This window comes from Actinacidiphila rubida (assembly GCF_900110255.1).
Taxonomy (GTDB): Bacteria; Actinomycetota; Actinomycetes; order Streptomycetales; family Streptomycetaceae; genus Actinacidiphila; species Actinacidiphila rubida.
In genome coordinates, this window is the sequence record NZ_FODD01000027.1 from 102,129 (window position 1) to 129,062 (window position 26,934).

The window sequence follows — 26,934 nt, forward strand, 5'->3', positions numbered from 1 at the left end:
GGGTCAGCCCGGTCGGCTGACGGCACGCCAGCAGGCGCCCGCGATCTCGTCGAGCTGGGCCTGGGCCAGTTCGGTACCGGCGGAGGCGAGGCGGACGGCCGGGCTGAGGGACAGCTCGTAGAGCACGTCGAGGGGGAGCGGGAGCAGTCGCGCGGCCACGTCCGGCAGGGCCACCTGGGCCGGCAGCGGGTCGTTCGCGTCGGCGAGGGCGGACGCGTGGGCGGCGGCGCGGTAGGGGGAGTGCTCCACCTGGAGGAGGAACTGCGCGTGGGTGGGGTGGGCCTTCAAGTACCGGTAACAGGCCAGCCACAGGGCGTGGAACCGCTCCTCGGCGGGGGCGTCCGGGTCCAGGCCGGCGGTGGCGGCGAGGCCGAGTGCCGCCTTCGTCTCGCCGTACGCGGCCAGCACCAGCTCGTCCTTGGAGGCGTAGTAGGTGTAGGCGGTGCCGGTGGCCACGCCGGCCTCGCGGGCGACCGCGCTCATGGACGCACCGTGGAAGCCGTTGCGCGCCACCAGGCCGCGCAGGGCCGCGCGGACGGCGGCCGCCCGGCCGGTGGCCGCGCGGTCGGTGGCCGCGCGGTCGGTGGTCGCCGCCATCACGGACCGGCCGGGGCACGCGGGTCGAGGGCGACGCCGGTCTCACGCTCGGACACCTGCCAGAGCTTGGCGACGGCCCCGTCCATCCCGATCCGGCGCAGCACCGGCTTGCGGACCGGAGCGCCGTTGTTCACGAACACCGGACCGTAGAACTCGCCGCCCTTGGCCGACGGGTCGGTGGCGGCGCGCAGTTGCGGCAGCGCGCCGTCGTCGGCCGACATGCCGGTGTGCCGGGCCATGGCGTGGAAGAAGCGCTGGGAGACCCCGCCGCCCGAGCCCTCCACGCTGACCGTCTGCAGGTCGGTGTCGGACAGGCCCGGGTGCGCGATCAGGCTGATGGTCCGCGCGCCCGCCCGTTCGAGTTCCTGCTGCAGGCCGAGCCCGAAGTGGTAGTTGGCCAGCTTCGCCTGGCCGTAGGCGCGCCAGGGTCCGTAGCGGCCCTTCAGATGGGGGTTGGCGACGTCGACGGAGCGGCCCATGTGGTGGGCGGTGCTGGTCACGGTCACCACGCGGGATCCGGGCGTGCGCAGCAGCGCGGGCAGCAGGAGCGCGGTCAGCGTCCAGTGGCCCAGGTGGTCGACGCCGAACTGCATCTCGTAGCCGTCGGCCGTCCGCGCCTCGGCGATTCCCATCACCCCGGCGTTGTTGACCAGCAGGTCGAGACGGTCGTGGGCGGCCAGGATCCGCTCCGCGGCCTCCTTCACGGACGCCTGCGAGGACAGGTCGAGCGCGACCGGTTCCAGCGAGGCGTCCGGGGCGGCCGCCCGGATCTCCTCCACCGCGGCGGCCGCCTTCTCCTGGTTGCGCACGGCCATCACCACGTGCGCGCCCTTCGCGGCCAGGTTCTTCGCGGTCACGAGTCCGAGCCCGCCGTTGGCACCGGTGACGACGGCCGTGCGGCCGTGCTGGTCGGGGATGTCGGTCGCGGTCCAGGTCATCGCACACCTCCGAATGAATGTTCATTCATCCTACGGGGCCGTGCGCCTGCCCGCAAACGGGGCCGTCCCGCGCCCCGCGGACGGCCCCGTGCGTGCGGCCCCGTCAGGCCAGGGTCCAGGTGACGGTGTCGGTGTACGGGGTGCCGTTGATCGTGGCGGTCACGGACGCCGTGTTCTGGCCCTGGCGCAGGGTCACGCCGTTCCAGACGAAGACGTGGTCGCTGCCGGTGACCGTGCCCAGGGAGACGCCGTTCAGGCTGGCCGTGACCTGCGCGGCGTTGGAGTACACCTTGAGCTGGGTGGCGGCGTCGGTGCGCTGCGCCCAGCGGCGGCTGGTGATGTAGAGGGTGGGCGCCGTGGACCAGGTGGCCTTGTAGAAGTAGAACGCGTCCTTGCGCGTGACGCGGTCGCGGGTGACGAGGCCCTTGTCGTTGATGCCGGGCTGGCTGCCCTCGTTGCGGCCGTCGGACGCGAAGTCGAACATGTTCCACACGAAGGTGCCCCAGAGGAAGGGCCGGGCCTCGATCTGCTTCCAGGCCGCCTCGTGGAACAGCGCCTGGTACTCCTCCGGATGCCAGCTTCCGGAGGGGGCCGGAGCGGCGGGGTCGAGGGCGTGCTGGGTCGTGTTGGCCCCCGCGCCGTATTCGGACACGCCGAATTTCAGGGCGGGTTGGCTCGCGTGGAGACCGTCGGCCCAGCTGCCGAGGTTGCCGTCCTTGGAACCGCCGTACCAGCCGTAGTACTTGTTCCACGCGCACACCTGCGTGTGCTTGCCCACGCCCGCGGTGTCGCCGAGGTCGGAGGCGTAGGTGGACAGGCGGTCGGGATCCTCGGCGGCGACGATGCCGGCCAGCGCGGCGAGCAGGGTGTTGGTCGGGGTGTCGTCGCTGTTCTGCTCGTTGCCGATGCTCCAGAAGGCGATGGACGGGTGGTTGTAGTTCTGCCGGATCAGCTCGCGGAGCTGGTTCTCGGTACTGGCGGTGAACGCGGCCGAGTTCGTGGTGGCGTTGACGAGGGGGATCTCGGCCCAGACGACGAACCCCCGCTCGTCCGCGAGGTTGTAGTCCTTCTGGTCGTGCTGGTAGTGCGCCATGCGGATGGCGTCGGCGCCGATCTCCTCGATGAGGTCGAAGTCCTGGGTGTGGTCGGCGTCGGAGATCGCCCACCCCTTCCCGGCCCGGTCCTGGTGCAGGTTGACCCCGCGCAGCGCCAGGTTCCGGCCGTTGAGCGAGAACCCGGTGGCGGCGTCGACGGCGAGGCTGCGGAGCCCCAGCGGTTCGGTGACGGCGTCCGTGACCGTGTCCCCGCCGCCGGTCACGTCGTGGATCTCGACGGTGGCGCTGTAGAGGTGGGGGTCGCTCCGGCCGTTCCACAGGCGGGGGTTGGTGACGGTGACGGACTGGGTGAGCTGCGTGCCGGCCGCCGCGGCGAGGGACTGGGGGGCGCTCGTCCGGTCGGCGACGACCGTCCCGTCGGCGTCGGCGACGACGGTGCGGACCGCCACCGACCTGCTCGCGCCGGTGTTGTTGTTCCACAGCTTGGCGGTGATGCCCACGGTCGCGGAGGCGGTGGTCACCGCACTCTGCCGCAGGTAGATGCCGGGGCCGGAGTAGTCGAGCATCTGGACCTGGAGCCGGTCGACGGCCCACAGGCTGACGTTGCGGTAGATGCCGCCGGCGAAGGTGTAGTCGGCGCTCAGCGGGGCGATGTCCGGGTCGGCCGCGTTCGTCACCTTGACCGCTATGACGTTGTCCTTCCCCGGCAGCAGGGCGTCGGTCGCGCCGAACCGGAACCGGGAGTACCCGCCCTTGTGCTGGCCCAGGTGGACGCCGTTGACCCACACGTCGGCCACCTGGTTCACGCCGGCGAACTGCAGGAAGAGCATCCGTCCCGCCAGGCCGGCGGGGACGGTGAGGTGCCGGCGGTACCAGCCGACGCCGCGGTAGTAGTTGTTGCCGCCGTCGGCCCCGTCGGTGGCGTTCCAGGTGTGCGGGGTGCTCACCGCCGCCCAGGCCGAGTCGTCGAAGCTCGACGCCTGCGCGCCGCTGACGTCGCTTTTGACGAACCGCCAGCCGGTGTCGAGGTCGAGTCGGGTGCGCGGGTCGGGGGCCGAGTAGGCGGCCGTCGTGCCACCCGTGGCAGCGGCCGGCGTACGGCGGGACGGGCGCGTCGCACCGTCGGCGGCGTGTGCGGCGGGCACGGCGGGTACGCCGACGAATGACGCCGCCACACCGGCGGCCGCGCCACCCAGTATCTGCCTGCGTGAGGGGAGGTCTGACATCTCGTCACCTGCATCCGGGAAAGGTGGGGGGCCGGGAGAGGTCGCACGTCGTCCACATACAGCTGTCCACATACATGGACCAGATTCAAAGGGTCGAATCCCGGTGTGAACCTAGCCAAGTGGTGGGCCGGAGTCCAGAGGGCGGGCACGGAAGAGCCCGCCGCCGTGACGTGTCGACGTCGGGGCGGCGGGCGGGTGGTGTGCCTGCTGTCGGTGGGCGCCCGGGTCACTGCTCCGGCAGCGGGAAGCCGAGCGCCTCGGCCGCGGCGGCGGGCGTGGGCTGCCGCCAGAGCTCGGCCACGGCCTCGTGGGTCGCCAGCGAGCGCGTCTCGGCGCGGTCCAGGTACAGGGTGCCGTCGAGGTGGTCCGTCTCGTGCTGGACGATCCGGGCGGGCCAGCCGGAGAATTCCTCGTCCACGCCGGTGCCGTTCTGGTCCTCCCCGCGCAGCCGGACCCGCTCGGGCCGGGCCACCACCGCCTGAAAGCCGGGCACGCTCAGGCATCCTTCGAAGAACGCGACCCTGCGCTCGCCCACCGGCTCGTAGGACGGGTTGACCAGCACCCGGAAGGGCAACGGCATCCTGCCCCGCGCCGCCCGCACCTCCGCGGGCACCTCCGGGCGCGTGCCCCGGAGCTCGGCAGGCACGTCGACCGGGTCCTCGATCACCGCGATCCGCAGGGGGATCCCGATCTGCGGCGCCGCCAGGCCCACTCCGGGCGCGGCGCGCATGCACTCCTTCATCGCCTCGACGAGACGGGCCAGGCGCTCCGTGCCGAGCTGACCTTCGTACCGCAGTGCCGGCCGGCGCAGCACCGGGACGCCCGCGCGGACGATGGCCAGTGGCCCCGGAGCGGACAGGAGTTCGTCGACAAGATCGTTGAGTGCGTCGCTTTGCATTGATCCAGAATCGCAGAAGCTCCGTCACCGCCTGCCCGCCCGCTCGCGAGGGGCCGCGCGTTCCGCCGGCCGGGCGTGTCGTGACAGTGGTGCAGCCCCGCCAAGGGCGGGGCTGCACCACGCGCGTCACGACACGCCCGGTGCGGACGTCAGTAGGAGAACTGCTCCAGCCCCGTGCCCCAGCCGTTCACGACCCACCCGGTGCGGGTGCCCGGGTCGAGGAAGAGTCCCTGACGGCCGGTGAAGTCGAAGTTGGAGCCTGCGACGGTGGAGTTCACGAGGTTGGCCACCGGGTGGCGCGCCAGCACGGTGCCGGTCGCGGGGTCCAGCACGGTGATCTCGCTCATGGCGTTGTTGTCGGTCTCGACTCCCTTCTCGTAGAGGCTCGCCTCCACCGCGACCCGGTGGGCGGTGTCGAGGGCCGGCCAGACCGGGCCGCGGGTGCCGGTGTCGGCCGTGGCGGCGGTGGTGAGCGTCTTCTGGTCGGCGGTCAGCCAGGTGCTGGTGGGGAAGGTGCCGCTCTCGGCATCGGGCTGGGCGGCGCCCACGGCCCCGTAGAGCTTGTCGCCCTTGCCGTCGGGCAGCAGCGCCGAGACGCACAGCGGCAGCGACGTGACGGCGGTGACGGTGCCGGTGGTGAAGTCCGCGCCGACCGCGCCGTAGGGGACACGTCCGCCCAGGCACGCGCCCATGGTGCCGCCGGTGGCGACGAACGCCTCACCGGTGGAGGCGTCCACCGAGACGCTGTTGTACGAGCGGTACAGGTTGTGCGGGTTGAGCGCCAGCGGCGTGCCGACCTGCCCGGTGGTCATGTCGACGGGCCACAGGCGGCTCAGCCCGCTGTCGGGCTCGTAGGTGGTGACCAGCCCGCGGTGGCGGACGGCGTCCACGGTGCCGCCCTCCAGGTAGCCGCTGCCGGCGATCAGGTCGGACAGCGCGGTGACCTTCACGGGAGCCCCGGTGGCGGGGTTCTCCACGTCGATCTCGGCGGTGGAGCCGGCGAACGGGGTGTGGATGATCAGGGCGTGACCGCTGGCCGGGTCGGTGCCGAGCACCTCCTGCATGGTCTGCCCGTCGGTGGACTCGGCGACGGAGGCGCCCAGGGTGCCGGTGGCCAGGTCGTAGCCGGTCGTGGCCGAGCGGTCCAGGTGGAACACCTCGGTGCCGCCGGTGTAGGTGAAGGCGTCGGTGGAGATCAGCGCCTTGCTGCCGGAGACGGTGAAACTCTCGACGGTGCCGGTCAGCTGGTCGCCGTCGCGGTACTGCAGGAACGAGGTCGGGGAGGCCTGGCCGATCGGCGAGCCGTGCCGGGTGGCGAGCACCCGCACCGGGTACTGAAGCCCGGTGGGCAGTCCGAGGGCGGCGAGGTCGAGCACGGTACGGCCCTTCACCGAGGGCAGCTTGACGGTGAGCGTGGAGGCGTGGTTGAAGCCGTCGTCGTCACGGCGGCTGCCGTTCTGGTTGGTGGCGGTGTTCAGGGAACCGTAGAGCGTCGGCCCGGGCGACATCACCTCGAACGCGGCGCCGTCCGCGCCGGACACCCCGCTCGCGTCCCAACTCACCGTCGCCCTGGGGGTGCTGCGGGCGGTGTCGGCGGCGTGGGCCGCGGTGTAGCCGGCCGTGGTCAGCAGCGGGGCGGTCGGCCGCTGGTCGGCGGCGGGGCCGATCCGCAGGGCGCGGAAGTCGCCGTAGACCGGCAGCACCCCGGCGATCTCGGCCTGTTCGACACCGACGCCGTAGAGTCCGGCGCCGCCGGCGGTGAAGGCCGACGCGGGGATCGTCACGGTGCCCTTCGTCGCGGTGAGCGGGGCGGACCACTGGACGTTGAAGTCGTCCACGGCCGCGCTCGGCGTGTAGTGGCCGACGGAGGAGAGCACCAGGCGGGGGCTGTCCACGCCGCGCACGCCGGTCAGGTCGTAGGAGACGGTGACCGGCCGGCCGAGCGGAGTGGCGCCGGGGGCCGCGGGGGCGAGCGCCTGCGCGTAAGTGCCGTCGTCGGCGAGGAAGGTCAGCGTCTGCGAGAGCTGCCCGACGACCTCGCCGCCGCGCAGCGCCTGGAACGTGACGGGCACGCTGCGGGCGGTGCCGGAGGCGAGCGGGAGGTGGGCCGCGCCCAGGATCTGCGCGGGCGTCAGGCGCAGGCTCGGCTGCCCGGTGGTGAAGGAGGCGCCGCCGACCCGGACCCGGTAGGTCAGTCCGCCGCGGTCGCCGGTCATGTCCAGTCCGAGGGTGATCGGCGAGACGGCGTTCTGGCCGGTGGGCGTGCCGTTGCCGTCGGCGGGCCCGGACAGGTCGATCGCCGCGGGGTCGGTGGACTCGGTGAAGGCGGTGCCGGAGCCGGTGGGCAGCAGCTGCCGCTGGGCGACGGAGAGCCGGACGGGCCGGGCCGCGATGCGGTAGCGCTTGGCGAGGACCTTCTCCACGGCGGCGGTGACGTCGAGCTGGGTGCCCATGGTGAGCGGCTGGTCGGCCTGCGGCGGCTGGGCGATCGGGCTGCCGGTGGACACCAGCAGGTCGCGGACCTGGCGCGGGGTCAGGTCCTGGTGGGTGGCCTTGGCGGCCTGGAGCACGTCGGCGACGGCGGCGGCGATCTCGGGTGCCGAGGCGGAGGTACCGCCGTTGAGCACGACCTCGACGTCCTGCGCGGCGCACGGGTTCGAGGTGCAGACGTGCATCAGGGACGGCAGGTCGTCGCCGGGGGCGGCGAGGTCCACGCGGGTGCCGAAGCCGGAGGAGTAGGCGGCCGAGCCGTTGTAGCGGGTCGTCGGGTAGACGCCCTGCCTGGTGTCGGCGGAGCTCAGCGTGTCGTCCGTGGTGGTGGCGCCGGCCGCGATGACGCCGCTGTCGACCACCTTCGAGGGCGTGGTGGTGGGCTCCACGTCGTCGATGTCGGTCTGGGCGCTCGCCTTGGTGGTGGTGTCCGTGGGGGTGCTGCCGCCGTCGGGGCCGACGGAGACGGGCAGGGCGAGCCGGGTGCCGTCGTTGGAGGAGACGACCACGGCGATGCCGGACTTCACGATGGAGGTCAGGGTGGCCCGGATCGTCGGGTCGTCCTCCAGGTAGCGGCCGGGGAAGCCGATCTGCTCGTCGGTGCCGAAGCCGAGGCTGGCCGTGATGACGTTCGGCCGGGGCTTCTGGTTCGCGGCGGCCTTCAGCGCGGCGGCGATGCCCGCGTAGCTGGCCTCCTGCGGCACGACCAGGCGGTACTGGGCGCCGGGGGCGATGCCGAGCAGGTCGGTGGCGCCGCTGCCGGTGGCGCCGGGGCGCTGCCGGTCGTGCGGGAGCGGGGCCATCATCGAGAAGTCGAGGAGCACCTCGCCGAGGTTCGGATCCTCGCCCTCGGCCGAGCCCAGAGGATCCAGCGTGCCATCGTTGTCAGCCGTGTAGGTCGGGATGAGCGGCATCGACGGCTCGTCGAGGTAGCGCTGGCCGTTCCGGACGACGGTGGTGGGGCCGTAGGCGCGTACGTAGTCGTCACCGTTGTCGGCCATCGACTGGTCGGTGAGGTCACCGACGGAGACGTTGGTGACGATCTGCCCGGCGCCGGGCAGGGCGTGCAGGTAGGTGTCCGCGTCCACGAAGGCGCTGGCGGCGTCCACGCCCTGGGCGTTGAGGGCGGACTGGAAGGACGTGCTCAGGCCGTCGTTGGCGGGCAGGCCGGTGGTCGAGCCGGGCTGGGGTGCCTGGCGCGCGTCCTGCCGCAGCGCGGCCTTCGCGGCGGTCGGCAGCTTCACGGGGCCGGTGTTCATCGCCTGAACGGGAGCCTGCTGGGCGGCGGCGCCCGACTTCGCGCCGAGGACGTACGAGGCGGCACGGCTCACCTGGGCGCGGGCGGTCATCGCCGTCGTGGAGGGGGTGATCGTGGCCCCGAGCCCGGTGCGGCCGGCCGAGCGCGGCACGGGGAAGGCGCGGGTGCGGCCCTGCGGGTCGGTGAGGGTGCCGGTGCCGTCGTCGGCCCAGACCACCTTCGAGCCGTCGGCGAGGGTGAGGTGGTGGGTCGCGGGTGCGGCCGGCGCGGGTTCGCCGGCGTGCGCGGCGACGGCCGGGCCGGCCGTCACCAGGGGGACCAGCAGAGCCAGCGCGGCGGCTGCCCCTCTGACATGTCGGTGCATCAACGTGCTCCTTGCGCGGGAGGACTTCGGTGGCGGCGCGGGTGCGGGTCCGTCTGCGTGGGGGGAGCTCCTGCCGGTCCCCTCCGCCGCGAACGCCGGGGACACGGGGGTTGGCGTGGCGGTGTACCAGAGTGCTCGGCGGAAGGTCGCTGATCACCTTGCGGCGGGTGTGCCGGTGGGGACAAGGGAATGCCGGTGCGGCTGAGCGCAGTTGCGCTTTGGCGCGATGCGCGAGCGGCGCGGGAGCCGTGCACCGGCGGGCAGTTGACCCCTGAACGCCCCGGATAGCGCCACTTTGCGGGCCCGGTCGCGACGCCGTGGGAACGCTCCCCCCGCCGAACTCGTGTGCGGGGGAACGGGGTTAGGATCACTGCACTCCCACCGGTGAACGACAGCAGGGGCCGCCCGATGGCCGCGGAGCCGCAGGTGCCGCAGATCCCGCAGGTCCCCTGGAGCGGCCTGGGGCTGCCACCGCTGGCGGGGCGGATCCTGGAGTACCTGGTCGGGCACCCGGAGACGGTTCCCGCCGAGGCGGCGGCGGCCCTGGGCACGTCGACGGCCGCTGCCGCGCGGGCCCTTCGGCTGCTGGAGTCCGAACTGCTCGCCGTCCGGGTCAGCGGGCGCGGGGCCCGCTGGAGCGCCAGCCCGCCGCGCCCCGCGCTGGGCAGCCTGCTGGCCCGCCGCCGCGAGGAGCTGGCGAGTCTGGAGACCCACGCCGAACTGCTGCACGAGGTGCACATCTCGGTGACCAACCACCGTTTCGCGTCGGACCAGTTCGAGATCCTCGACACCGAGGAACGGGTCACCGCGCGCTACGTCCATCAGCTGCGTGCGGCCCGGCACGAGGTGCTGCACCTGGTGATGCCGCCGTACGTGGCGGCGGTCGACGGGGTGCCGGACAGGCTCGCCGTGCAGGCCGCGGCGATTCGCGTGGGAGTGCGCTTCCGGTCGGTGTACGACAGCGACACCCTCACCGACGAGGTGTCGCTGGAGACCGCGCGGCGTGGCGTCGAGATCGGGGGCGCGGTGCGGCTGTCCAGGGGCCTGCCGATGAAGCTGGTGATCTTCGACGGCAGCACCGCGATCATGCCGCTGCGGCGGGACGACGCGGCGGCCGGCTCGCTGCTGGTGCACTCCCCGACGCTGCTGCACGTGCTGGCGGCGCTGTTCGAGAGCCTGTGGGGGCACGGGGTGCCCTGGGGACAGGGGTCCCGCCCGGTGCCGCCGGCGCCCGCCGCCGACACGCCGAACCCGAGGACCCGCGAGGTGCTGCGGCTGCTCTCGCTCGGCATGAAGCAGGAGACGATCGCCCGCACGCTGGGGGTGAGCCGGCGCACCGTGCAGAAGGACATCAGCGACATCGGCACGGCGTTGGGCGCGCGCAACCACTTCCAGATCGCGCTGCTCGCCCAGGAGCGCGGCTGGCTGACCCCGGGCCGCTGACCCCGGCCCACCGACCCCGGGCCGCCGACCCCCCGCGGCCGTCGCCGGGCCGCCTGTTCGGTGCGATCCGGGTCAGGAGGCGGCGAGCACACCGCCGGCGTCGAGCGCGCTGAGACCGTCACCGTCATCGGCGACGGCGCGTCGGGCCTGTCCGCGGTGATCGTCGACCACCACGACCCCGGGAAGGTCGCCTGGCTCAACGAGGCAGCCAAGGTCCTCCACGCCGCCCAGGACACGGCTGGGGACGCGGAGCATCAGCGGAGGGCCTGGTCCAGGGCTTCCAGGCCGTCGCGGTAGATACCGGTGAAGAGGGCGATCACCTCCTCCTCGGTCGCACCCTGAGGAGTGAACCTGCCGGACCACTCCACTTCGCAGAGGCCGGCGTCGCCGACCACGCTGTGCACCCGCAGCGTCGAGACGTACCCGACGACCGGGAACGGTGCTTCGAGGATGGTGTAGCTGTAGTGCCGTTCCGTTTCGTTGAAGTCCACGAGGCGCTCGACGATGGCGCCTCCGTCGGGGTCCCTCAGGCGCCGTACGCGACCGCCCTCTTCGAGGGTGCTCTCGGGGATGTACGGCAGCCAGTCGGGCAGGGACCCGAAGCCGCCCACGGTGTGCCAGGCACGGGCGGGGCTGGCCGGGATGGTCCGGCTCACGGAGGTGGATGCCATGAGACTCCTTGCGCGTGGGGCGACTGCTCTCGGGGCGGGATCTCCGCTCCCGTTACTCACACACCGTCAGGAAGCGGCGCGAGGGGGCTGACCAGGCCGCTTGCCCGCAGGTCTCGCCAGAATGCGGTCGGGATCCGCTCGTTGAGAGCGGCGAGGTCCTCGGCGATGCGACTCGGCTTGGTGGCGCCCGGGATCACCGCCGCGGCGACCGGATGGGCGAGGGAGAACTGGACGGCAGCTGCCTTGATGCCCACGCCGTGCCGTGCCGCGAGTTCCTTGAGCTTGGCGACCTTGTCCAGGACGGCCGGAGGCGCGGCCTGGTATTCGAAGGTGGTTCCGCCCGCGAGAATGCCCGAGCTGTAGGGGCCTCCGACGACCATGCCGACGTGCTGTTCCGTGGCCATGGGCAAGAGCCGCTCCAGGGCGTGGGCGTGGTCGAGCAAGGTGTACCGGCCGGCCAGGAGGAACCCGTCGGGCCGCGGTTCGTCCAGCTCCAGCGTGAGTTCGATGGGCTCGGTGCGGTTGACGCCCAGTCCCCACGCCTTGATGACGCCCTCGTCCCGCAACCGGGACAGGACCCTGAAGGCACCTGTGCGGGCCTCCTCGAACTTCTGCAGCCACAGATCGCCGTAGAAGTCCTGCGCGATGTCGTGCACCCACACGATGTCGAGGCGGTCGACTCCGAGTCGCTGGAGGCTGCCCTCGAGGGAACGCTCGGTCGCCTCGGCCGTCCACTGGTGAAGGATCTTGTTGGGCCGGCCGTGCTCGAACAGGGAGCCGCCTTTCTCCCCCAGGTCGCGGGCCCCGTCCTCCGTCTCGTCCAGGATCACGCGACCGACCTTGGTCGAGAGCACGAAGCTGTCGCGCGGCTTGCCGGACAGCAGGCCGCCGAGGCGGATTTCCGCCAGGCCCGCACCGTAGAGCGGAGCCGTGTCGTAGTACCGGATGCCGTCGTCCCAGGCCGCGTCCAACGTGGCGCCCGCTTCGTCGTCCGGGACAGCGCGGAACATGTTGCCCATCGGCGCTGTCCCGAAACCGATACGTGCGGGGAGAAGCTGACTGAGGTTCATGAGGTCCCTCGCTCTCGGGATGGGACAGGGTGGAAAGCTAACAGCGCCACCGTGAGAAGGGGTCGCCCGAGGAATTGACCTGCCGTGCGTCCACCCGAAAGGGGCAAGAGGTGGCTCTCATGACGACGGAGCCGGCCGTCCCCTGATGTGCAATTGAACGGGGAGCCACATCCATGGATATCCGTGCGGTATGAGCGGAGAAAGTGGGACGGGACGGTCGAGTTGCTGCCAACCAGGAGCAGTTCTAGCGTTGTTATGTACTGCGGTGGCCGACTGATGCGGGTGCCGGAGGCTCAATGGCGCTCATCAGGACTCCCATGGCTCATGCCCCGGTTGCGGGATGTTCCGACTTCCTGCCGGAGATGCGCGAGACCTTCCAAGGAGATGTCATGCCCTTCGTGACCGTCGGCCAGGAGAACTCCGGGCCGATCGAGCTGTACTACGAGGACCATGGATCGGGTCGGCCGATCGTGCTGATCGCAGGCTTCCCTCTCGGCGGCCGCGCCTGGGAGCGGCAGGAGCGTGCGCTGCTCGCCGCGGGACGCCGGGTGATCACGTATGACCGGCGGGGGTTCGGACGCTCCAGCCAGCCGGTCACCGGTTACGAGTACGACACGTTCGCGGCGGACCTGGACAAGCTGCTGACCGCGCTGGACCTGACCGACGTCGACCTGGCCGGGCACTCCATGGGCGGCGGTGAGATCGCGCGCTACCTCGGAGTCCACGGGGGCGGCAGGATCCGTAAGGCGGTGATCATTTCCGGTGTGCCGCCGTATCTGCTGAACACACCGGAGGACCCGTTCGGAGCGCCCCAGGAGCTGTTCGACCAGATCGCCGGCGCTCTGACCGAGGACCGCTTCGCGTACTTCACCGAGTGGAACAAGAACTTCTTCAACCTCGACGAGACGCTGGGCAACCGTGTGAGCCCCGAGGTCGTCCAGGACGCCTGGAATTCCGCGGTGGCCGCGTCCCCGACGGGCACCATCGCCTGCGTGGCGGCGTGGCACACCGACTTCCGCGAGGACCTGCCGAAGATCGATGTCCCGGTTCTCGTCATGCACGGCACGAACGACCACATTCTGCCGATCGAGGCGACCGGCGCGCGCACCCACGAAATGATCAAGGGCTCGCGGTACGTCACGGTTGAAGGCGCGGGGCACGGCCTGTGCTGGACGCACGCGGACGTGGTCAATGAGCACCTGCTCACATTCCTGGCCTGACAGTTCGGCCGGGACCGGTACGTCACTGGAGACGTCGTGAACTCCACGAACGAGATCGATACGACCGTGCCGCCGAGCGGCAGCGGCTGCGCGGAGTGCGACGCCGAGGGCGCATGGTGGCTTCACCTGCGACGGTGCGCGACCTGCGGCCACATCGGCTGCTGCGACGATTCGCTGTCCAAGCACGCGACCGCGCACGCCCGGACGACCGGGCATGCGGTGATCCAGAGCTTCGAACCGGGTGAGGACTGGTTCTGGGACTACGCCACCTCGCAGCTCTACGAGACGGGCCCGGACCTTGCACCGCCGCTCAGCCACCCCGCGGACCAGCCGGTCCCCGGCCCGGTGGGCCGCGTTCCCGCCGACTGGCAGCAGCGCCTGGTCGCCGACGCCACCGACCGCGAAGCGTGACCGGCACCCCGGGGGTAGCGCGCTGACGCCATCCCCGGGGGCACTCGCCCACGGAAAACACATTCGAGCTGAATGCTGACCGACCGCGGCACGGTGTGTACGCGGACGTTCCCTTTCCACTGATGAACGGATGGCGGACATTCACCCGTGGAGCCGGCGGGTGATCTTGATCTGCAAGCGCTGGGTTGGCGGGCAAGGCCGGTGATCGCCTTCCTCGGGTGCGGCCGACTCATGGCCCCGTCGCGTCGTCACGAATCCTCGCCTGCCGCCTGCTAATCTCGCGTGATCGATTCGGTGCCATCTCCGGCTTCCTGGAAAATCCTTGCTGACCGGCACGTTTCACGGGGTGGCCGGGGCACGACCAGCATCACGAGACGCCAGATTGGGTTCCTCCGTGTCGCAACCATCGTCAGACGTGCCGGTCGCCCCGCCGCCCGGCCTCACCGCCCCCGACCCCGCGCCTCTCGGCCTCTTCGCGTTCAGTCTGGCCAATATCATCCAGAGCTTCTTCAACGTGGGCGTCAACCCTGCCCTCTTTCCGGCCGCCTTCCCGCTGGAGTTCCTCGTCGGCGGGCTGGTGCAGACGATTGCCGGAATCGTCGAGTTCCGGCAGGGCAGCAGGCTCGGCGCCACCGCCTTCACCATCCTGGGCGCGTTCTGGCTCTCCTTCGTGATCTACGTCAGGAACATCGTCGGCACGCTGCCCCCCGCGCAGGCCGGCACGGCGTCGGGTTACTTCCTGTTGCCGTGGGCCATCCTCCTCTTCGTTCTGACACTGGCCGCGCTGAGGACGACCGGTGTGCTCCTGGCGGCGTTCGTTTCCACGACGATCACCCTTGCCGTCCTTACGGCCGGCGAGTTCAACGAGTCCAGCACACTGATCAAGGTCGGCGGTGGTTTCGGCTTCCTCACCGCGGCTCTCGGCATGTACGGCGCGTTCGCGGGCCTGGTGAACGGGACATGGGGCCGGCACCTGATCCCGACGTACCCCGACCCTGGCAGGCGCCTTGAGCGCCTTGCCCGCAACAAGGCGCGTCCCACATCCGTCACATCGTCCACGGCGGAGCACCCCGAGCATTCCCGTTGAGCCGGCGCGGCCAATTCCTGGCGTGGCGAGGGAAATCCACCGAATCGCCGGCATTCTGATTCATGAATCCGGCACGCGAATCCACCTCTGGTCGGATCGCATTCCCTGAGTTGCCGGGAGTCGCCGCCCGGACCAGACTGATGTAGAGGTCTTCCGGGGAACGGCTCGTCAGCCGTCCTCGGGACGGGGCTGCCGCTGAGAGTGGCGGCCGGTGTCGAGGTACAGGCCGTTGATCACGAAACATCGCGAGGGTTCTTGCCTCACGCCGCTCAGGGGGAGTGGCGTACACGACTTCCCGTGCCGCCCTGCGCCGAGTCCGCCTGGGCCGACGCAGACCCCACGGGACCAGGAACGTGAGAGGAAGCGCGCGAATGGCGAACGCACAACTGAGGAAGGTCCTCATCACGGGAGCGGGAACCGGCTTCGGGTTCGAAGCTGCCATGCGCCTCGCCGACAAGGGCTTCGACGTGATCGCCGGGGTGGAGATCTACGGCCAGGTGCAGACCCTGAAGTGGCAGGCGAAGGAACGAGGGGTCTCGCTGCGGGTGGAGAAGCTCGACGTCACGAACGACGGAGACCGCCGCAAAGCGCTCGACTGGGGCGTGGAGATCCTGGTGAACAACGCCGGTGTCGGTGAGGGCGGTTCCACCGTCGACATTCCCGAGGCGAACATCCGGCACCAGTTCGAGGTCAATGTGACCGGGCCGCTGGTGCTCACCCAGGGCATCGTCAAGCAGATGGTCAAGCGCGGACGCGGCCGAGTCGTCTGGGTGTCCTCGCGGGAGGGCCTGAACGTCAATCCCTTCACCGGAATCTACTCCGCCTCGAAGCACGCGGTGGAGGCGATCGCCGAGACGATGGCGTACGAGCTGCAGGAACACAACATCGAGGTCGCCACGGTGAACCCGGGGCCCTTCCTGACAGGATTCAACGACCGGATGTTCCAGACCTGGGAGAGCTGGGAGGACGACGCCTCGGAGCGGCTCTTCGACTACTCCGAGCTCGCTTTCCCCCGTGCGCAGTTCGACCCCGAAGCGGTCTTCGCCACGTTGACGGCCGTTGCCGCCGGAGAGGTCGACACGTACCGCAACCTCGAGCCCAAGTCGATGACCGAGGAGACCAAGCAGCTCCAGGCCGTTCCCTGGGAGCGGAAGGTCACGGACGGCCTCGGCACCCGTCACCCCGCCATCCAGCACTCCTACGAGATGACGCCGGAGACTCCCGTCGCGGCGTCGTAGGGCATCTCCAGGTCGGGACGGCCCGCGCTCACACCGTGCAGCCGGACGCGACATCGCCGCACGGGCGCGCAGAGTTCACCACTGCCGGAGGTACACGACCATGCCTGTCAAGCCAACCGTGCTGCAGGATCGCTCGCGCAATCGCGGGACGGCGTTCACTCTGGAGGAGCGGGCGAGACTGGGGATCACCGGGCGGCTGCCGGCGACCGTCGAGACCCTCGACCAACAGGCCGGCCGGGCCTACGCCCAACTGCGGGAGCAGCCCTCCAACCTGCACAGGTACATCTACCTCAACCAGGTCCACGACCGGAACCAGGTGCTGTACTTCAAGCTGCTGGGCGACCATCTCGACGAGTTGCTCCCCGTCGTCTACGACCCCACGGTCGGCGAGGCGATCGAGAAGTGGTCTCTCGACTATCGCGACTCGCGCGCCGTGTACCTGTCGATCGATCGTCCCGAGGACATGAAGACGTCGTTCCAGTCGCTCGGGCTCGGCCCGGACGACGTGGACCTGATCGTCGTCTCCGATGCCCAGGAGATCCTCGGCATCGGCGACTGGGGTGTCAACGGGACCGACATCTCCATCGGGAAGCTCGCCGTCTACACCGCTGCTGCCGGCATCGACCCCGACCGGGTCATCGCCGTGAACCTCGATGTGGGAACGGACAACGAGCAGTTGCTCAACAGTCCGTCCTACCTGGGCAACCGGCACGCGCGGGTCACGGGCCGGCGCTACGACGACTTCGTCGCCCTCTACCTCAGGACCGCGTCCGAGCTGTTCCCCGGCGCGTTCCTCCACTTCGAGGACTTCGGGCCGTCGAACGCCCGGCGAATCCTCGTGGAGAACGCCGACACGTACCGGATCTTCAACGACGACATGCAGGGCACCGGCGCCATCGTCATGGCGGCGGCGTTCTCGGCCCTGAAGGTCACCGGCGGACGCTGGTCCGAGCAGCGGCTCGTCGTCTTCGGTGCGGGCACCGCGGGCACCGGCATGGCCGACCAGATCCACGCGGCGATGCTGCGGGACGGCGCGACGCCCGACGAGGCGAAGAGCAACATCTGGCTGGTCGACGTCCACGGCCTGGTGACGGACGACATGCCGGACCTGCCCGACTACCAGCAGGTCTACGCCCGGTCGAGGTCCGAGGTCGCCGCGTGGGCCGACGGCGAGATCGATCTGCCCACCACCATCCGGCACGTCAAGCCCACCATCCTGATCGGCACCTCCACCGCGCACGGCGCGTTCACGGAGGACGTCGTCCGCGCGCTGGCCGCCGGTGTCGAACGTCCGCTGCTGCTCCCGCTGTCGAACCCGACGAGTCGCATCGAGGTCATGCCGTCGGACGCGGTGAAGTGGTCCGACGGACGGGCCCTGATCGCCACGGGCATCCCCTCCGAACCGGTGGAATACCAGGGGGTCTCGTACGAGATCGGGGAGGCCAACAACGCGCTGCTGTATCCCGGGCTGGGCTTGGGCGTGATCGTCTCGGGGGCTCGCCGTGTGACGGACACCATGCTGCTGGCAGCCGCCGAGGCGGTGGCGAGCCAGGTCGACGTGTCGGCGCCCGGTGCCTCGCTCCTGCCGCCGGTGGCGAACCTGAGGGCATCGTCCGCGACGGTGGCGGTTGCCGTGGCCAAGGCCGCGGCGCAGGACGGTGTCGCCACCAAGCCGCTCGACAACCTCGTCCAGGCGGTCCAGGACGCGATGTGGGACCCGGTCTACCGCGCGGACGACCGGGAGGGCCGGCCATGAGCGGAGATCAGCAGACGCCGAGGATGACGAACCTGCCCGTGGGGATCGACGCCGACGGACAGCGGCAGGAGTTCGACAGCATGGGCACGGTCGACGTGCCGGCGGACCGGTACTGGGGCGCGCAGACGCAGCGCTCGCTCCTGCACTTCTCCATCGGCGACGACCGGATGCCCAAAGAGGTCTACCACGCGTACGGCTACGTGAAGAAGGCGGCAGCGCTGGTCAACGCCGCCGCCGGGCGCCTGCCCGCGTGGAAGGAACAGGCCATCGTGCGGGCCGCGGAGGAGGCCATCGCGGGCAGGCTCGACGACCACTTCCCGCTCTACGTGTGGCAGACCGGGTCGGGCACCCAGAGCAACATGAACGTCAACGAGGTCCTGTCGAACCGCGCGTCGCAGCTGCTCGGCGGCACGCTCGGAACCCAGGAGCCGGTTGCCCCCAACGACGACGTCAACATGGGGCAGTCGAGCAACGACAGCTTCCCGACCGCGATGCACATCGCCTCCGTCAAGGAGATCGACGAGCACCTCCTGCCCCAGGCCCGGGAACTCGCCGCGGCCATCGAGGCGAAGGCCACGGAGTGGACCCAGATCGTCAAGATCGGCCGCACCCACCTCGAAGACGCGGTACCGCTCACCGTCGGGCAGGAGTGGTCGGGCTACGCGGCCCAACTGCGCGCCTGCATCGACGACATCGAGCACAGCCGCTCGGGCCTGCTCGAACTGGCCCTGGGCGGCACCGCGGTCGGCACGGGGCTGAACGCGCCCAGCGGCTTCAGCCGCGACGTCGCCGGCAAGATCGCCGAACTGACCGGCACGTCGTTCGTCACGGCCGGGAACAAGTTCATGGCGCAGGGGTCCCTGGACCCGATGGTGCGGGCGCACGCCGCGCTGCGCGGGCTGGCCGTGGCCTTGATGAAGATCGCCAACGACATGCGGTGGCTCGCCTCGGGTCCTCGCACCGGATTCGCCGAACTGCGGCTCCCGCAGAACGAACCCGGCTCGTCGATCATGCCCGGCAAGGTCAACCCGACCCAGTGCGAGGCCGTCGTCATGATCGCGATCCAGGTACTCGGCAACGACACGGCGGTCGCCTTCTCGGGCAGCCAGGGCAACTTCGAGCTGAACGCCATGCGCCCGGTGATCATCAACAACTTCCTCCACTCCGCGCGCATCCTCGCCGACGGTATGGAGAAGTTCCGGACCTACTCCGTCAGCGACACGGAGCTCAACCGGGAGAAGATCCAGCAGTACGTGGACGAGAGCCTGATGCTCGTGACGGCGCTGAGCCCGGTCATCGGCTACCAGAACGCGGCGCACATCGCCGAATCCGCGCTGGCCGACGGCCAGACCCTCAAGGAAGCGGCCTTGGCGAGCGGCCACGTCGACGAGCAGACGTTCGACTCCGTCGTCGACCCCCTGTCGATGGTCGGCCACGGCGTCTCCGGCGCCTGACCGGCACCGTCACGCGGACACAGGCACGGAATCCGAACGGAGGGCCGGCGCATGAGCACACGCGACAACGGACCCGCGGGGCAGGGACGCCCGGTCGTGGCGGTACTGGGGATCGGCACCATGGGTGACGCGATGGCCAGGAACATCGCGGCGGCCGGGCTGGGGCTGCGCGTCTGGAACCGGCGCCGCGAGCCCGCCGAGGCGCTGGCCGAGGTCGGAGCCGTCGTCTGCGACACCGCGGCGGAGGCATGCCGGGGAGCGAAGGTCGTGCTGACCGTCCTCGCCAACGAGCGGATCGTCGCCGAGGTCGTCGAACAGGCCCGGGAAGGCATCGACAGGGACGCCGTGCTGCTGCAGTGCTGCACCGTCTCCCCCGAGGGCAGCCGCCGCCTGGCCGCTCAGGCAGCCGCCCTCGGGGTGGCTTACGTGGAGGCTCCGCTGCTCGGCTCCAAAGAGCCGGCCGTCGCCGGAACATTGACGATCCTGGCTGCCGCGTCCGACATGTGCGCGGGGGAGCGCGTCCAGCCGGTGCTGGACGCGGTGGGCACGCGCACCGTGTGGCTGGACGGGATCAGCCAGCCCAGCAGCCTCAAGCTCGCCTACAACGCCTGGGTGCTGACCACCGTCGAAGGCATCGCCGAGGCGCTGTCGCTCGCCGACGGCCTGGGCGTCGATCCACGCCAGCTGATCAACGTCATCAACGGCAGCGCGCTGGACAGCACCTATGTGCAGTCCAAGGGACCGAAGATGATCAGCGACGATCTCGACACCCCGTCGTTCCCCCTGGAGGCCGCGGCCAAGGACGCCGGGCTGATCGCCGACGCCGCCCGGGGCGCGGGACTGCGGTTGGGCATCGTCGAAGTGGTGCGTGACCGGTTGCAACTGGCGGCGAGCAGCGGTCTGGGCCGTGCGGACGTGGCTGCCACCTACCGCACGTCCCGCCAGGCGGTGGTGAGCACGAACTAGCCTGCCGGCCCGAACGCAGGCGCAGGCCGAAGAAGGGTACGGACAGAATGAGCACGTATCAGGGTCACTGCGCGTGTGGCGCGGTGACGTACGGCTTCGACGACGAACCGTCGTTCGTCGCCAACTGCCACTGCACGGACTGCAAGCGCGCATCCGGCGGCGAGATGGCGACGTTCGCACTCATCTCCGCGTCGGATTTCACCGTGAAGGGTGAGACCAGGAGCTTCCACTACCCGAAGAACCCGGAGACGTGCGCGGGAAACGGCCTCGACCGAGTCTTCTGCGTGGTGTGCGGTTCCCGGGTCTACACCGACAACCTGGCCGACTTCCCTGGAGGTGTCTTCGTCCAGGAGGGAAGCCTCGACGGCCTCGACCAGTGGTTCCCGCCGCAGGCCGAGATCTTCACCTGGAGCCGGCAGCCCTGGATGCCGGCGCTTCCGATCCCGCAATACGACCACGGCGTCACGGCCGCGACGGACGGTTGACGGAGCCGCTCTCGGGAATCGACCGACAGCGCTGCCGGCCGGGAACGGGCGGTGCCCGTTCCCGGCCGGCAGCTGGTGCGGGGCGGCGGCTCAGGGTTGCCAGATGCCCCTCGTGGGCGTCAGCTGCTCGCCCGGGCGGCGTCCGCGATGAGGCCGGCGACGACTCGGGGGTGGCCGTTCAGTGGACCCTATCGTCCAGTTTGTGCGACACTGAATGGCGAGGAAGCTCAGTAGTGGTCTCTATGGTCCAATGCCGACTGTTGGACGGTCTGACGGTGCGATGGAGTGTGAAGCTGATGAGTGACGAAGGACCGATCCGGGTGACCGAGCAGCTGACCGACGACATCGATCAAGGACGGTTCGAGCTCTATCGCGACGGCGACCTCATCGGCTGGCTCTACTACACCCATCTGCATCCCAACCGGTATGCGCTTCAGCACACCGAAGTCGAGCCGAGTCACCAACACCAAGGCGTGGGGGATGTGCTGATACAGCGGGTGCTCGACGAGATCCGGAGCCGCGAGGGCACGATCACCGCGATCTGTCCCTTTGTGGTCGGGTACCTCTCCCGGACAACTGCGTATGCCGATCTGGTCGACACCCGCCACCCGGGTTACTCCGACCGTGCGGCCGCCGAGGCGGCGCTGACCGAGACCCGCGGCTGAGCGCATCGCCCCACGTTCGAGAGCCTCCTCGCGCTGACCTCGTCACGGCCCCACAGGGCCGTGACGAACCGTCAGTTGGCGAGCTCGGGCAGTGGCTCCAGCGTGATCGTGTGCTGGGTGTGCTCGATCTTGGCGCGGAGGTAGCGGAGGTTCTGCGCGGTGGCGTGGACGCCGGTGGGGACCCTTTCGCGGATCGGGACGCCGAGGTCGTGCAACTGGCCGGCCTTGTCAGGGTTGTTGGAGAGCAGGTCGATGCCTCCCACGCCAAGGGCGGCGAGCATCTGCGCGGCGGCCGTGTAGTCGCGGCAGTCCTCCGGGAAGCCGAGTTCCACGTTGGCCGCGTAGGTGTCCCGCCCCTGGTCCTGCAGCGCGTAGGCGTCGAGCTTGTTGTACAGGCCGATGCCGCGGCCCTCCTGGCGCAGGTAGAGCAGGTAGCCGCCGCGCAGCGCGATGCGCTCCACGGCTTCACGGAGCTGCGGGCCGCAGTCGCAGCGGGCGGAGCCGAAGACGTCGCCGGTCAGGCACTCGGAGTGCAGCCGGACCAGCGGGGTCTCGGCGGCGTGCGGCTCGCCGAGGACGACGGCGAGATGCTCCTGGCCGTCGACCAGGCCGTGGAAGGTCACCAGTTCGGAGTCGACGCTGTATCCGTCGCCGAACCGCAGCGGGACGCGGACGCGGGTCCGGATCGCCGCCTCGGGTATCACAGTCACAAAGGGCTCCGCTCGATCGGGCTTACGGTCCCGCCTACAGGAAGGTGAAGAGCTGGTCGGAGTCGAAGCGTGAGACCGGGCTGCTGTACACCTTCGCGGGGTCGGGGTACCCGAGGGCCAGGAGCACGGTCGTGGTGTGGCCGGTCTCGCGGATCTTGAAGGCACGGTCGACGCTGGCCGGGTCGAAGCCCTCGAGCGGCATGGCTTCGATGCCGAGCTCGGCAGCCGCCATCATCGTCAGACCCAGGGCCAGGTAGGTCTGCTTCTCCATCCAGTGGTACACGTCCTTGTACTGGTAGTTGCGCAGGCTGAGGAAGTCGCGGGTCATCGATTCCCACAGTTCCTGCTTGGCCGGGTCCGCGAACCGGCCGTCGGCCCTCTCCTTGGCGAACACCCCGTCGAGATGGCTCTCCGGAAGGTCCGCCCTGGTGGTGAGGATGACGGTGTGTGAGGCGTTCAGGATCTTCTCGCCGTTGTCCTGGAACCGTTCGCCCAGGTTGGCCGCCAGCCGCGCCTTACCTTCGGGCGTGGCGAGGACGTAGAAGTGGTTGGGCTGGATGTTCGTGGACGACGGTGTCGAACGGAGGAACTTCAGCAACTGCTGGAGCTTCTCCTCCGGGATGGTCCTCCCACCGTCGAAGTACCTGGTGAGGTGCTTGCTCATGAGCCTGTCGAGATTCATGTCGACCTGTCCTGTCCTGTTCGTGCGTTCCGTGCGGGAGCGGGGTGGATCGTGGGTGTGGTTAGTCGGTGGTGCGGCTGAGCAGCGCGTTGACGCGGTCGAAGCTCATGCCTGTCGTCGCGGAGGCGAGATCGCCCGCGACGAGGGCCCGGGCGGCCTGCTCGAGCGCTTCCGCTGCGTGGGTGTAGAGCGCCGGCCCCAGGCTGATCCGTTTGACCCCGGCCTTCTGCAGCTCAGGGACGGTCAGGACGTGGTCCGATGGTGAGATGAGGACGTTGACCGGTGTCGGCGCGACCGCGGTGACGACCGTCACGAGTGCATCCAGGTCCGGCAGAAGCGGCGCGTACAGCGCGTCGGCGCCCGCCTCCGCGAACGCTGTGAGGCGACGGACGGTGTCCTCGAGGTCGGGCCGGCCCTGGAGGAAGTTGTCGGTGCGACCGGTGACGACGATGCGTCCCTTGGCCGCGGTGACGGCGCCGCGTACGCGGCCGACGGCTTCGTCGAAGTCGCGGATCGGCTGGTCGGGACGGCCCGAGGTGTCTTCGATCCCGATCCCGGCCAGGCCGGATGCGACGGCGGCTTCCACGGTCGTGGCGACGTCCTCGGACGTGACGCCGTAACCGTCCTCGAAGTCCCCGTTGATGGGGAGTCCGGTGACTCGGCCGAGCAGCCGCGCGTGTTCGAGATGTTCCTCGCGGGTGATGCCGTGACGTCCGTCGAAGCGTCCCAGCGAAGCGGCCAGTGCCGCCGACGATGTCCCGATCGCCTCGAAGCCGGCATCGGCCAGAACCAGCGCCGAGAGGCCGTCCCAGGCGTTCGGCATGACCAGGCCACCCTCACGGGTGTGCAGCGTCATGAACTTCTCATAGAGCTCGGAGCCTGGCATGTCGCACCTTTCCTGAAGGGTCGTTTCGAGGCGGAGCGGTGCTGACCCGGTGTGTCAGCACCCTGGACGGGGTTCCGGCGCTCAACCGGGCCCACCGGGCGACCGGACGGTGGGGATGTCGATGTCGGTCTGATTGACGTTGTTGAGGAAGTTCGTCAGCAGGGCCTGCACCGCGACCGTGACGATCGCCAGGATCTCCGGGTCGGTGTAGCCGGCGGCACGTACAGCCACGAGCTCCGCGTCGCCGACTCGCCCGCGGCTGACGACCACCTGCCGCGCGAAGCGAGCTGCCGCGGCGCGCTTGCGGTCGACCGAACTCCCGGTGCGGGCCAGCTCGATGTCCCTGCTCGACATCCCGCCGAGTTCGGACGACACGTAGGTGTGAATCGCCAGGCAGTAAGCGCAACCGTTGGCCTCCGAGACCGCCAACGCGATGGTGTGCCGCGTCTTCGCGTCCAGAACGCGGCTCATGGTGCCCTGCAGATTCACGACGGCATCAAGAACAGCCGGGTTCGACGCGAGGGTCCTGAACATGTTCGGGACGAAGCCGAGCTGCGCGCCCAGTCTGTCCAGGATCGCGGTTGTCTCGTCGGGGACGTCCTCCAGAGCAGGCGTGTTCATTCGTGACACGGCGGATCAACCTCCGATGGGGGAGTGGCCGGTTGTCGGGCCCAGGCCGGCCCTTGGCGCTCAGGAGTCCCTGCGCGGGGCTTCTCGCGCTGGTCGTGGTGTCGAAGCCGGGCCTCGGTCCGGCCGGGCCCGGTGACGCGCATCGTGGCCGGGACTCCGCCGGCGCCCGGTTTCGGATCGCTTCGCAGCGGGACGCCGTAACGAGACTATACAGTCCAAAACTGGCCACACCAAGAGCCTCCGACGGATGCCCCGTGTCCGGCGGCTGGACGCAGGTGGGGTGTGTCGCGCGGGGCCGACAAAGGTGCAGTTCAGAGCCCTATTCGCGGACCCCTGTGAGATCGGGCGGTCGAGCTGGGCCTGTAGCTTCGCGGGCCCTCGACGCAGGCCGGCGCGTGCGTACCCGCTTGACGTATCATGGACTAAATCGTCCATTTACTTGTGGGTCGACCCCGAGGGAGGAGACACATGGAAGTGCCGCCGGACCGCTCTCTGCGCTGGCAGCCCGGATTTCCCGTGGACGCGAAGCTGACGCTCAAAATCCTTCAGCGCGGCCGCCGCGATCCCACCCACCGTCAGGAACCCGACGGGACCCTGTGGCGGACGGCCCTGACCTCGTCGGGGCCCGTCACCTGCCGGATTCGGCAGCATCGCCTCGACGATCTGGACGTCGACGCCTGGGGGCCGGGCTCCGGCGAGCTCATCGGGAACATCCGCGCCGAGCTCGGCGAACAGGACCGTCCGGAGGACTTCCGGCCGGCACACCCCGTTCTGGCGCGGGCCTGGAGCCGGCTGCCCGGCCTCCGGGTCCCGCGCACCGGGCGACTGTTCGAGGCCCTCGTCCCCGCGGTCCTCGAACAGCGCGTGGTCGGCCTGGACGCCCAAGCGGCGTGGGCCCGCCTCGTAGGCGCCCACGGCACCCGGCCGCCGGGTCCCGCGCCCGAGACCATGCGGGTCCCGCCCACGCCCCCGGCGTGGGCGAAGATCCCGAGCTGGGAATGGCGGCGGGCCGGCGTCGACCTGCACCGTTCCGCGACCGTCATCACCGCGGCACGCCATGCGGCCAAGCTCGATCGTGCCGCCGCGGACCCCGCCCGCGCCTATGACCTGATGTCCGCGTTGCCCGGCGTCGGCGTGTGGACCGCCGCGCAGGTCGGGCACCGTGCCCTCGGCGACGCCGACGCGCTTCCGCTCGGCGACTTCCACCTCGGCCGTATGACCGGCATGGCCTTGCTCGGCCGTCCGCTGGCCGATGAGGAGATCGAGTCGTTCTACCTGGCGTGGCGGCCGCACCGCTACCGGGTGGTCCGCACCATCGAACTCACCTCCGGCCTGGCGCCTCGCCGCAGTCATCGCGCGCCCTGCGCCCCGCGCCTGGCCTAGGAGTTCTCGTAAGCCAGGGTGCCGATGACGTGGCCTTCGATCAGCGCCTCGTAGAGGTGGGTCGTCTCGTCCTTGCGCACCGTAACGGCCGTCGGTGTTGGTTCCATGGTCTCTTCTCGTCTCAGTGTCTCTGATCGGTGGCCCGAGCGGACGAGCGATGCGAGCGGTACATCACTCGATCGCAGACAGAACTCTTCAGGCGCGCACGCGGATGACCGTCTTCCCGCTGATCCGCTCGGTCGAGTTGAACGCGGCGACAGCGTCCTTGAGGTCCGCGACCCGGCCGATGTGCGTCCGGAGGCGTCCGTCCGCCATCCGCCGGGCGATCTCGCCCAGTTGTGCGCGGTCGGACACGACGACGAAGTCGACTGCCACGCCGTCGGCCGGCCGCGCCTCGGGCGGGCCGGCGATGGTCACCAGCGTTCCTCCGGCCCGGACCAGACGCGCGGATCGCATTCCGATGTCACCTCCGAAGACGTCGAAGACCAGATCGACTTCGCCGACATCGTCCAGCTCGTCGCTACCCAGGTCCACGAACTCCTGCGCTCCGAAGTCCACCGCGGTCGGGCGGTGGGCGGCGCGTCCGGTGCCGATGACGTACGCACCGTGCTCACGTGCGAGCTGGGCCACCGCCGAACCGACCGCGCCGGCCGCGCCGTGTACGAGGACGCTCTGGCCGGGCTGAAGGCGGCCGTGCTCGAACAGTCCCTGCCACGCGGTCAGGCCCGTCATCGCGATGCCCGCGGCGGCGGTGAAGTCGACGTCGCCGGGCAGTGGCGCGAGGTTGCGCGCCTCGACGACGACGTGCTCCGCGAGGGTGCCGTCACGCGTCCAGTCCGTCAGGCCGAACACCCGCTGTCCCACCGACAGCCCCGACGTTCCGTAGCTGAGCGCACTGACCACGCCGGCGACCTCGTGGCCGGGGATCGACGGCGTCCGGTCGCGGCCGAGGCGGTCCACCCAGGTCGAGGGCCACTCCAGCTCGTTCCCGGTGAAACCCGACGCATGAACGTCGACGACGACATCGCCGTAGTTCGCTCCGTCAAGGCTGGCGAGCCTCGCCGTGTCCGGGCCCGGGCGCTCCGTGAGCGTCATCCCAGCCGTTCCGGCGTCCCGGTCCGTCACCACGATCGCCTTCATCCGACTACCTCTCGCTGTCGTGTTTCACGTCCGTGCGATGTGGGCCGCAGGGCTGAGTCGTCTCCGCCTCCTTACGGGCGGACGCGGATGATGGTCTTTCCTTTGGGTCGTTGTGCGGGGTTGAGCGCCGTAACGGCGTCGTCGAGGTCCGCGACCCGGCCGATGACGGTCCGCAGGCGTCCGTCCCTCACCCGCTGGACGATCTCGCCCA

The 26,934-nt window shown here is 70.3% G+C and carries 24 protein-coding genes; 11 read left to right on the plus strand and 13 right to left on the minus strand.

Features of this window, described 5'->3' with window-relative positions:
- Positions 1 to 3 precede the first annotated feature (3 nt).
- The 5 genes from BMW99_RS25725 to BMW99_RS25745 form a co-directional block, all read right to left on the minus strand.
- Positions 4 to 597, minus strand: a complete 594-nt coding sequence (locus BMW99_RS25725) for a TetR/AcrR family transcriptional regulator (RefSeq protein WP_069465227.1) — start codon at positions 595 to 597, stop codon at positions 4 to 6.
- Positions 597 to 1,535, minus strand: a complete 939-nt coding sequence (locus BMW99_RS25730; protein WP_069465228.1) for an oxidoreductase — start codon at positions 1,533 to 1,535, stop codon at positions 597 to 599. The genes BMW99_RS25725 and BMW99_RS25730 overlap by 1 nt, the downstream gene beginning before the upstream one ends.
- A 103-nt stretch (positions 1,536 to 1,638) precedes the next feature.
- Complete coding sequence (locus BMW99_RS25735) at positions 1,639 to 3,816, minus strand: glycoside hydrolase family 2 protein (protein WP_069465229.1); 2,178 nt, start codon at positions 3,814 to 3,816, stop codon at positions 1,639 to 1,641.
- A 226-nt stretch (positions 3,817 to 4,042) separates the two neighbouring features.
- Positions 4,043 to 4,714: a peptide deformylase gene (locus BMW99_RS25740; RefSeq protein ID WP_069465230.1), complete on the minus strand. Its 672-nt coding sequence runs from the start codon at positions 4,712 to 4,714 to the stop codon at positions 4,043 to 4,045.
- A 149-nt stretch (positions 4,715 to 4,863) separates the two neighbouring features.
- Positions 4,864 to 8,826, minus strand: a complete 3,963-nt coding sequence (locus BMW99_RS25745; protein WP_069465231.1) for a S8 family serine peptidase — start codon at positions 8,824 to 8,826, stop codon at positions 4,864 to 4,866.
- Between the two features lie 384 nt (positions 8,827 to 9,210).
- On the opposite strand from BMW99_RS25745, the gene BMW99_RS25750 reads away from it, so the two are divergent.
- The gene (locus tag BMW99_RS25750) at positions 9,211 to 10,269 is read left to right on the plus strand and encodes an HTH domain-containing protein (protein WP_245791623.1); all 1,059 of its coding nucleotides are present in this window, start codon (positions 9,211 to 9,213) and stop codon (positions 10,267 to 10,269) included.
- Positions 10,270 to 10,341: 72 nt separating this feature from the next.
- On the opposite strand, the gene BMW99_RS41440 is transcribed toward BMW99_RS25750, so the two are convergent.
- Genes BMW99_RS41440 through BMW99_RS25765 form a run of 3 tightly spaced genes read right to left on the minus strand, consistent with a single transcriptional unit; the run spans position 10,342 to position 12,010 of the window.
- The gene (locus BMW99_RS41440) at positions 10,342 to 10,491 is read right to left on the minus strand and encodes a hypothetical protein (protein ID WP_177226104.1); all 150 of its coding nucleotides are present in this window, start codon (positions 10,489 to 10,491) and stop codon (positions 10,342 to 10,344) included.
- 32 nt (positions 10,492 to 10,523) lie between these two features.
- Positions 10,524 to 10,940, minus strand: a complete 417-nt coding sequence (locus BMW99_RS25760) for an SRPBCC family protein (protein ID WP_069462693.1) — start codon at positions 10,938 to 10,940, stop codon at positions 10,524 to 10,526.
- 56 nt (positions 10,941 to 10,996) lie between these two features.
- Positions 10,997 to 12,010, minus strand: coding sequence for an aldo/keto reductase (locus BMW99_RS25765; protein WP_069462692.1), 1,014 nt, complete (start codon positions 12,008 to 12,010; stop codon positions 10,997 to 10,999).
- Between the two features lie 389 nt (positions 12,011 to 12,399).
- Here BMW99_RS25765 and BMW99_RS25770 point away from each other — a divergent pair, with 389 nt between their 5' ends.
- From BMW99_RS25770 to BMW99_RS25810, 9 genes are all read left to right on the plus strand, one after another.
- On the plus strand, positions 12,400 to 13,230 hold the full coding sequence (locus tag BMW99_RS25770; protein ID WP_069462691.1) for an alpha/beta fold hydrolase: 831 nt from the start codon (positions 12,400 to 12,402) through the stop codon (positions 13,228 to 13,230).
- A 36-nt stretch (positions 13,231 to 13,266) separates the two neighbouring features.
- Entirely contained in the window at positions 13,267 to 13,641 is a 375-nt protein-coding gene (locus BMW99_RS25775; protein ID WP_069462690.1) for a UBP-type zinc finger domain-containing protein, read from the plus strand.
- Between the two features lie 415 nt (positions 13,642 to 14,056).
- Positions 14,057 to 14,728, plus strand: a complete 672-nt coding sequence (locus BMW99_RS25780) for an acetate uptake transporter (RefSeq protein WP_069462689.1) — start codon at positions 14,057 to 14,059, stop codon at positions 14,726 to 14,728.
- Between the two features lie 371 nt (positions 14,729 to 15,099).
- Positions 15,100 to 15,966, plus strand: a complete 867-nt coding sequence (locus BMW99_RS25785) for an SDR family oxidoreductase (RefSeq protein WP_069462688.1) — start codon at positions 15,100 to 15,102, stop codon at positions 15,964 to 15,966.
- A 52-nt stretch (positions 15,967 to 16,018) separates the two neighbouring features.
- The gene (locus BMW99_RS25790) at positions 16,019 to 17,722 is read left to right on the plus strand and encodes an NAD-dependent malic enzyme (protein ID WP_256090236.1); all 1,704 of its coding nucleotides are present in this window, start codon (positions 16,019 to 16,021) and stop codon (positions 17,720 to 17,722) included.
- Positions 17,719 to 19,176 carry a class II fumarate hydratase gene (gene fumC, locus BMW99_RS25795; protein WP_069462686.1) on the plus strand — a complete coding sequence of 486 codons (1,458 nt, stop codon included), beginning with the start codon at positions 17,719 to 17,721 and terminating at the stop codon, positions 19,174 to 19,176. Before BMW99_RS25790 ends, fumC begins: the two co-directional genes overlap by 4 nt.
- A 51-nt stretch (positions 19,177 to 19,227) precedes the next feature.
- Positions 19,228 to 20,142, plus strand: a complete 915-nt coding sequence (locus BMW99_RS25800; protein ID WP_069462685.1) for an NAD(P)-dependent oxidoreductase — start codon at positions 19,228 to 19,230, stop codon at positions 20,140 to 20,142.
- Positions 20,143 to 20,189: 47 nt separating this feature from the next.
- On the plus strand, positions 20,190 to 20,627 hold the full coding sequence (locus BMW99_RS25805; protein WP_069462684.1) for a GFA family protein: 438 nt from the start codon (positions 20,190 to 20,192) through the stop codon (positions 20,625 to 20,627).
- Between the two features lie 320 nt (positions 20,628 to 20,947).
- Positions 20,948 to 21,292, plus strand: coding sequence for a GNAT family N-acetyltransferase (locus BMW99_RS25810; protein WP_176735432.1), 345 nt, complete (start codon positions 20,948 to 20,950; stop codon positions 21,290 to 21,292).
- A 71-nt stretch (positions 21,293 to 21,363) separates the two neighbouring features.
- Here the strand turns inward: BMW99_RS25810 and BMW99_RS25815 are convergent, their stop codons facing one another.
- The 4 genes from BMW99_RS25815 to BMW99_RS25830 form a co-directional block, all read right to left on the minus strand.
- Positions 21,364 to 22,002 (minus strand): GTP cyclohydrolase II, encoded by a 639-nt coding sequence (locus BMW99_RS25815; RefSeq protein ID WP_069462682.1) that lies wholly within the window; start codon positions 22,000 to 22,002, stop codon positions 21,364 to 21,366.
- Positions 22,003 to 22,036: 34 nt separating this feature from the next.
- Positions 22,037 to 22,684, minus strand: coding sequence for a nitroreductase family protein (locus BMW99_RS25820; protein ID WP_069462681.1), 648 nt, complete (start codon positions 22,682 to 22,684; stop codon positions 22,037 to 22,039).
- A 61-nt stretch (positions 22,685 to 22,745) separates the two neighbouring features.
- Positions 22,746 to 23,540, minus strand: coding sequence for an isocitrate lyase/PEP mutase family protein (locus BMW99_RS25825; RefSeq protein ID WP_245791624.1), 795 nt, complete (start codon positions 23,538 to 23,540; stop codon positions 22,746 to 22,748).
- Positions 23,541 to 23,651: 111 nt separating this feature from the next.
- Positions 23,652 to 24,191 (minus strand): carboxymuconolactone decarboxylase family protein, encoded by a 540-nt coding sequence (locus BMW99_RS25830; RefSeq protein ID WP_245791625.1) that lies wholly within the window; start codon positions 24,189 to 24,191, stop codon positions 23,652 to 23,654.
- A gap of 477 nt (positions 24,192 to 24,668) precedes the next feature.
- On the opposite strand from BMW99_RS25830, the gene BMW99_RS25835 reads away from it, so the two are divergent.
- Positions 24,669 to 25,583, plus strand: a complete 915-nt coding sequence (locus BMW99_RS25835; RefSeq protein WP_069462678.1) for a DNA-3-methyladenine glycosylase family protein — start codon at positions 24,669 to 24,671, stop codon at positions 25,581 to 25,583.
- Positions 25,584 to 25,778: 195 nt separating this feature from the next.
- Here the strand turns inward: BMW99_RS25835 and BMW99_RS25840 are convergent, their stop codons facing one another.
- Positions 25,779 to 26,723 (minus strand): NADP-dependent oxidoreductase, encoded by a 945-nt coding sequence (locus tag BMW99_RS25840; protein ID WP_069462677.1) that lies wholly within the window; start codon positions 26,721 to 26,723, stop codon positions 25,779 to 25,781.
- Positions 26,724 to 26,934: the final 211 nt, after the last annotated feature.

Coding starts and splice junctions, on each gene's coding strand:
- BMW99_RS25725 (WP_069465227.1), bottom strand. CDS start 597: ATGGCGGCGACCACCGACCGCGCGGCCACCGACCGCGCGGCCACCGGC.
- BMW99_RS25730 (WP_069465228.1), bottom strand. CDS start 1,535: ATGACCTGGACCGCGACCGACATCCCCGACCAGCACGGCCGCACGGCC.
- BMW99_RS25735 (WP_069465229.1), bottom strand. CDS start 3,816: ATGTCAGACCTCCCCTCACGCAGGCAGATACTGGGTGGCGCGGCCGCC.
- BMW99_RS25740 (WP_069465230.1), bottom strand. CDS start 4,714: ATGCAAAGCGACGCACTCAACGATCTTGTCGACGAACTCCTGTCCGCT.
- BMW99_RS25745 (WP_069465231.1), bottom strand. CDS start 8,826: ATGCACCGACATGTCAGAGGGGCAGCCGCCGCGCTGGCTCTGCTGGTC.
- BMW99_RS25760 (WP_069462693.1), bottom strand. CDS start 10,940: ATGGCATCCACCTCCGTGAGCCGGACCATCCCGGCCAGCCCCGCCCGT.
- BMW99_RS25765 (WP_069462692.1), bottom strand. CDS start 12,010: ATGAACCTCAGTCAGCTTCTCCCCGCACGTATCGGTTTCGGGACAGCG.
- BMW99_RS25770 (WP_069462691.1), top strand. CDS start 12,400: ATGCCCTTCGTGACCGTCGGCCAGGAGAACTCCGGGCCGATCGAGCTG.
- BMW99_RS25785 (WP_069462688.1), top strand. CDS start 15,100: ATGGCGAACGCACAACTGAGGAAGGTCCTCATCACGGGAGCGGGAACC.
- fumC (WP_069462686.1), top strand. CDS start 17,719: ATGAGCGGAGATCAGCAGACGCCGAGGATGACGAACCTGCCCGTGGGG.
- BMW99_RS25800 (WP_069462685.1), top strand. CDS start 19,228: ATGAGCACACGCGACAACGGACCCGCGGGGCAGGGACGCCCGGTCGTG.
- BMW99_RS25805 (WP_069462684.1), top strand. CDS start 20,190: ATGAGCACGTATCAGGGTCACTGCGCGTGTGGCGCGGTGACGTACGGC.
- BMW99_RS25820 (WP_069462681.1), bottom strand. CDS start 22,684: ATGAATCTCGACAGGCTCATGAGCAAGCACCTCACCAGGTACTTCGAC.
- BMW99_RS25825 (WP_245791624.1), bottom strand. CDS start 23,540: ATGACGCTGCACACCCGTGAGGGTGGCCTGGTCATGCCGAACGCCTGG.
- BMW99_RS25830 (WP_245791625.1), bottom strand. CDS start 24,191: ATGAACACGCCTGCTCTGGAGGACGTCCCCGACGAGACAACCGCGATC.
- BMW99_RS25835 (WP_069462678.1), top strand. CDS start 24,669: ATGGAAGTGCCGCCGGACCGCTCTCTGCGCTGGCAGCCCGGATTTCCC.
- BMW99_RS25840 (WP_069462677.1), bottom strand. CDS start 26,723: ATGAAGGCGATCGTGGTGACGGACCGGGACGCCGGAACGGCTGGGATG.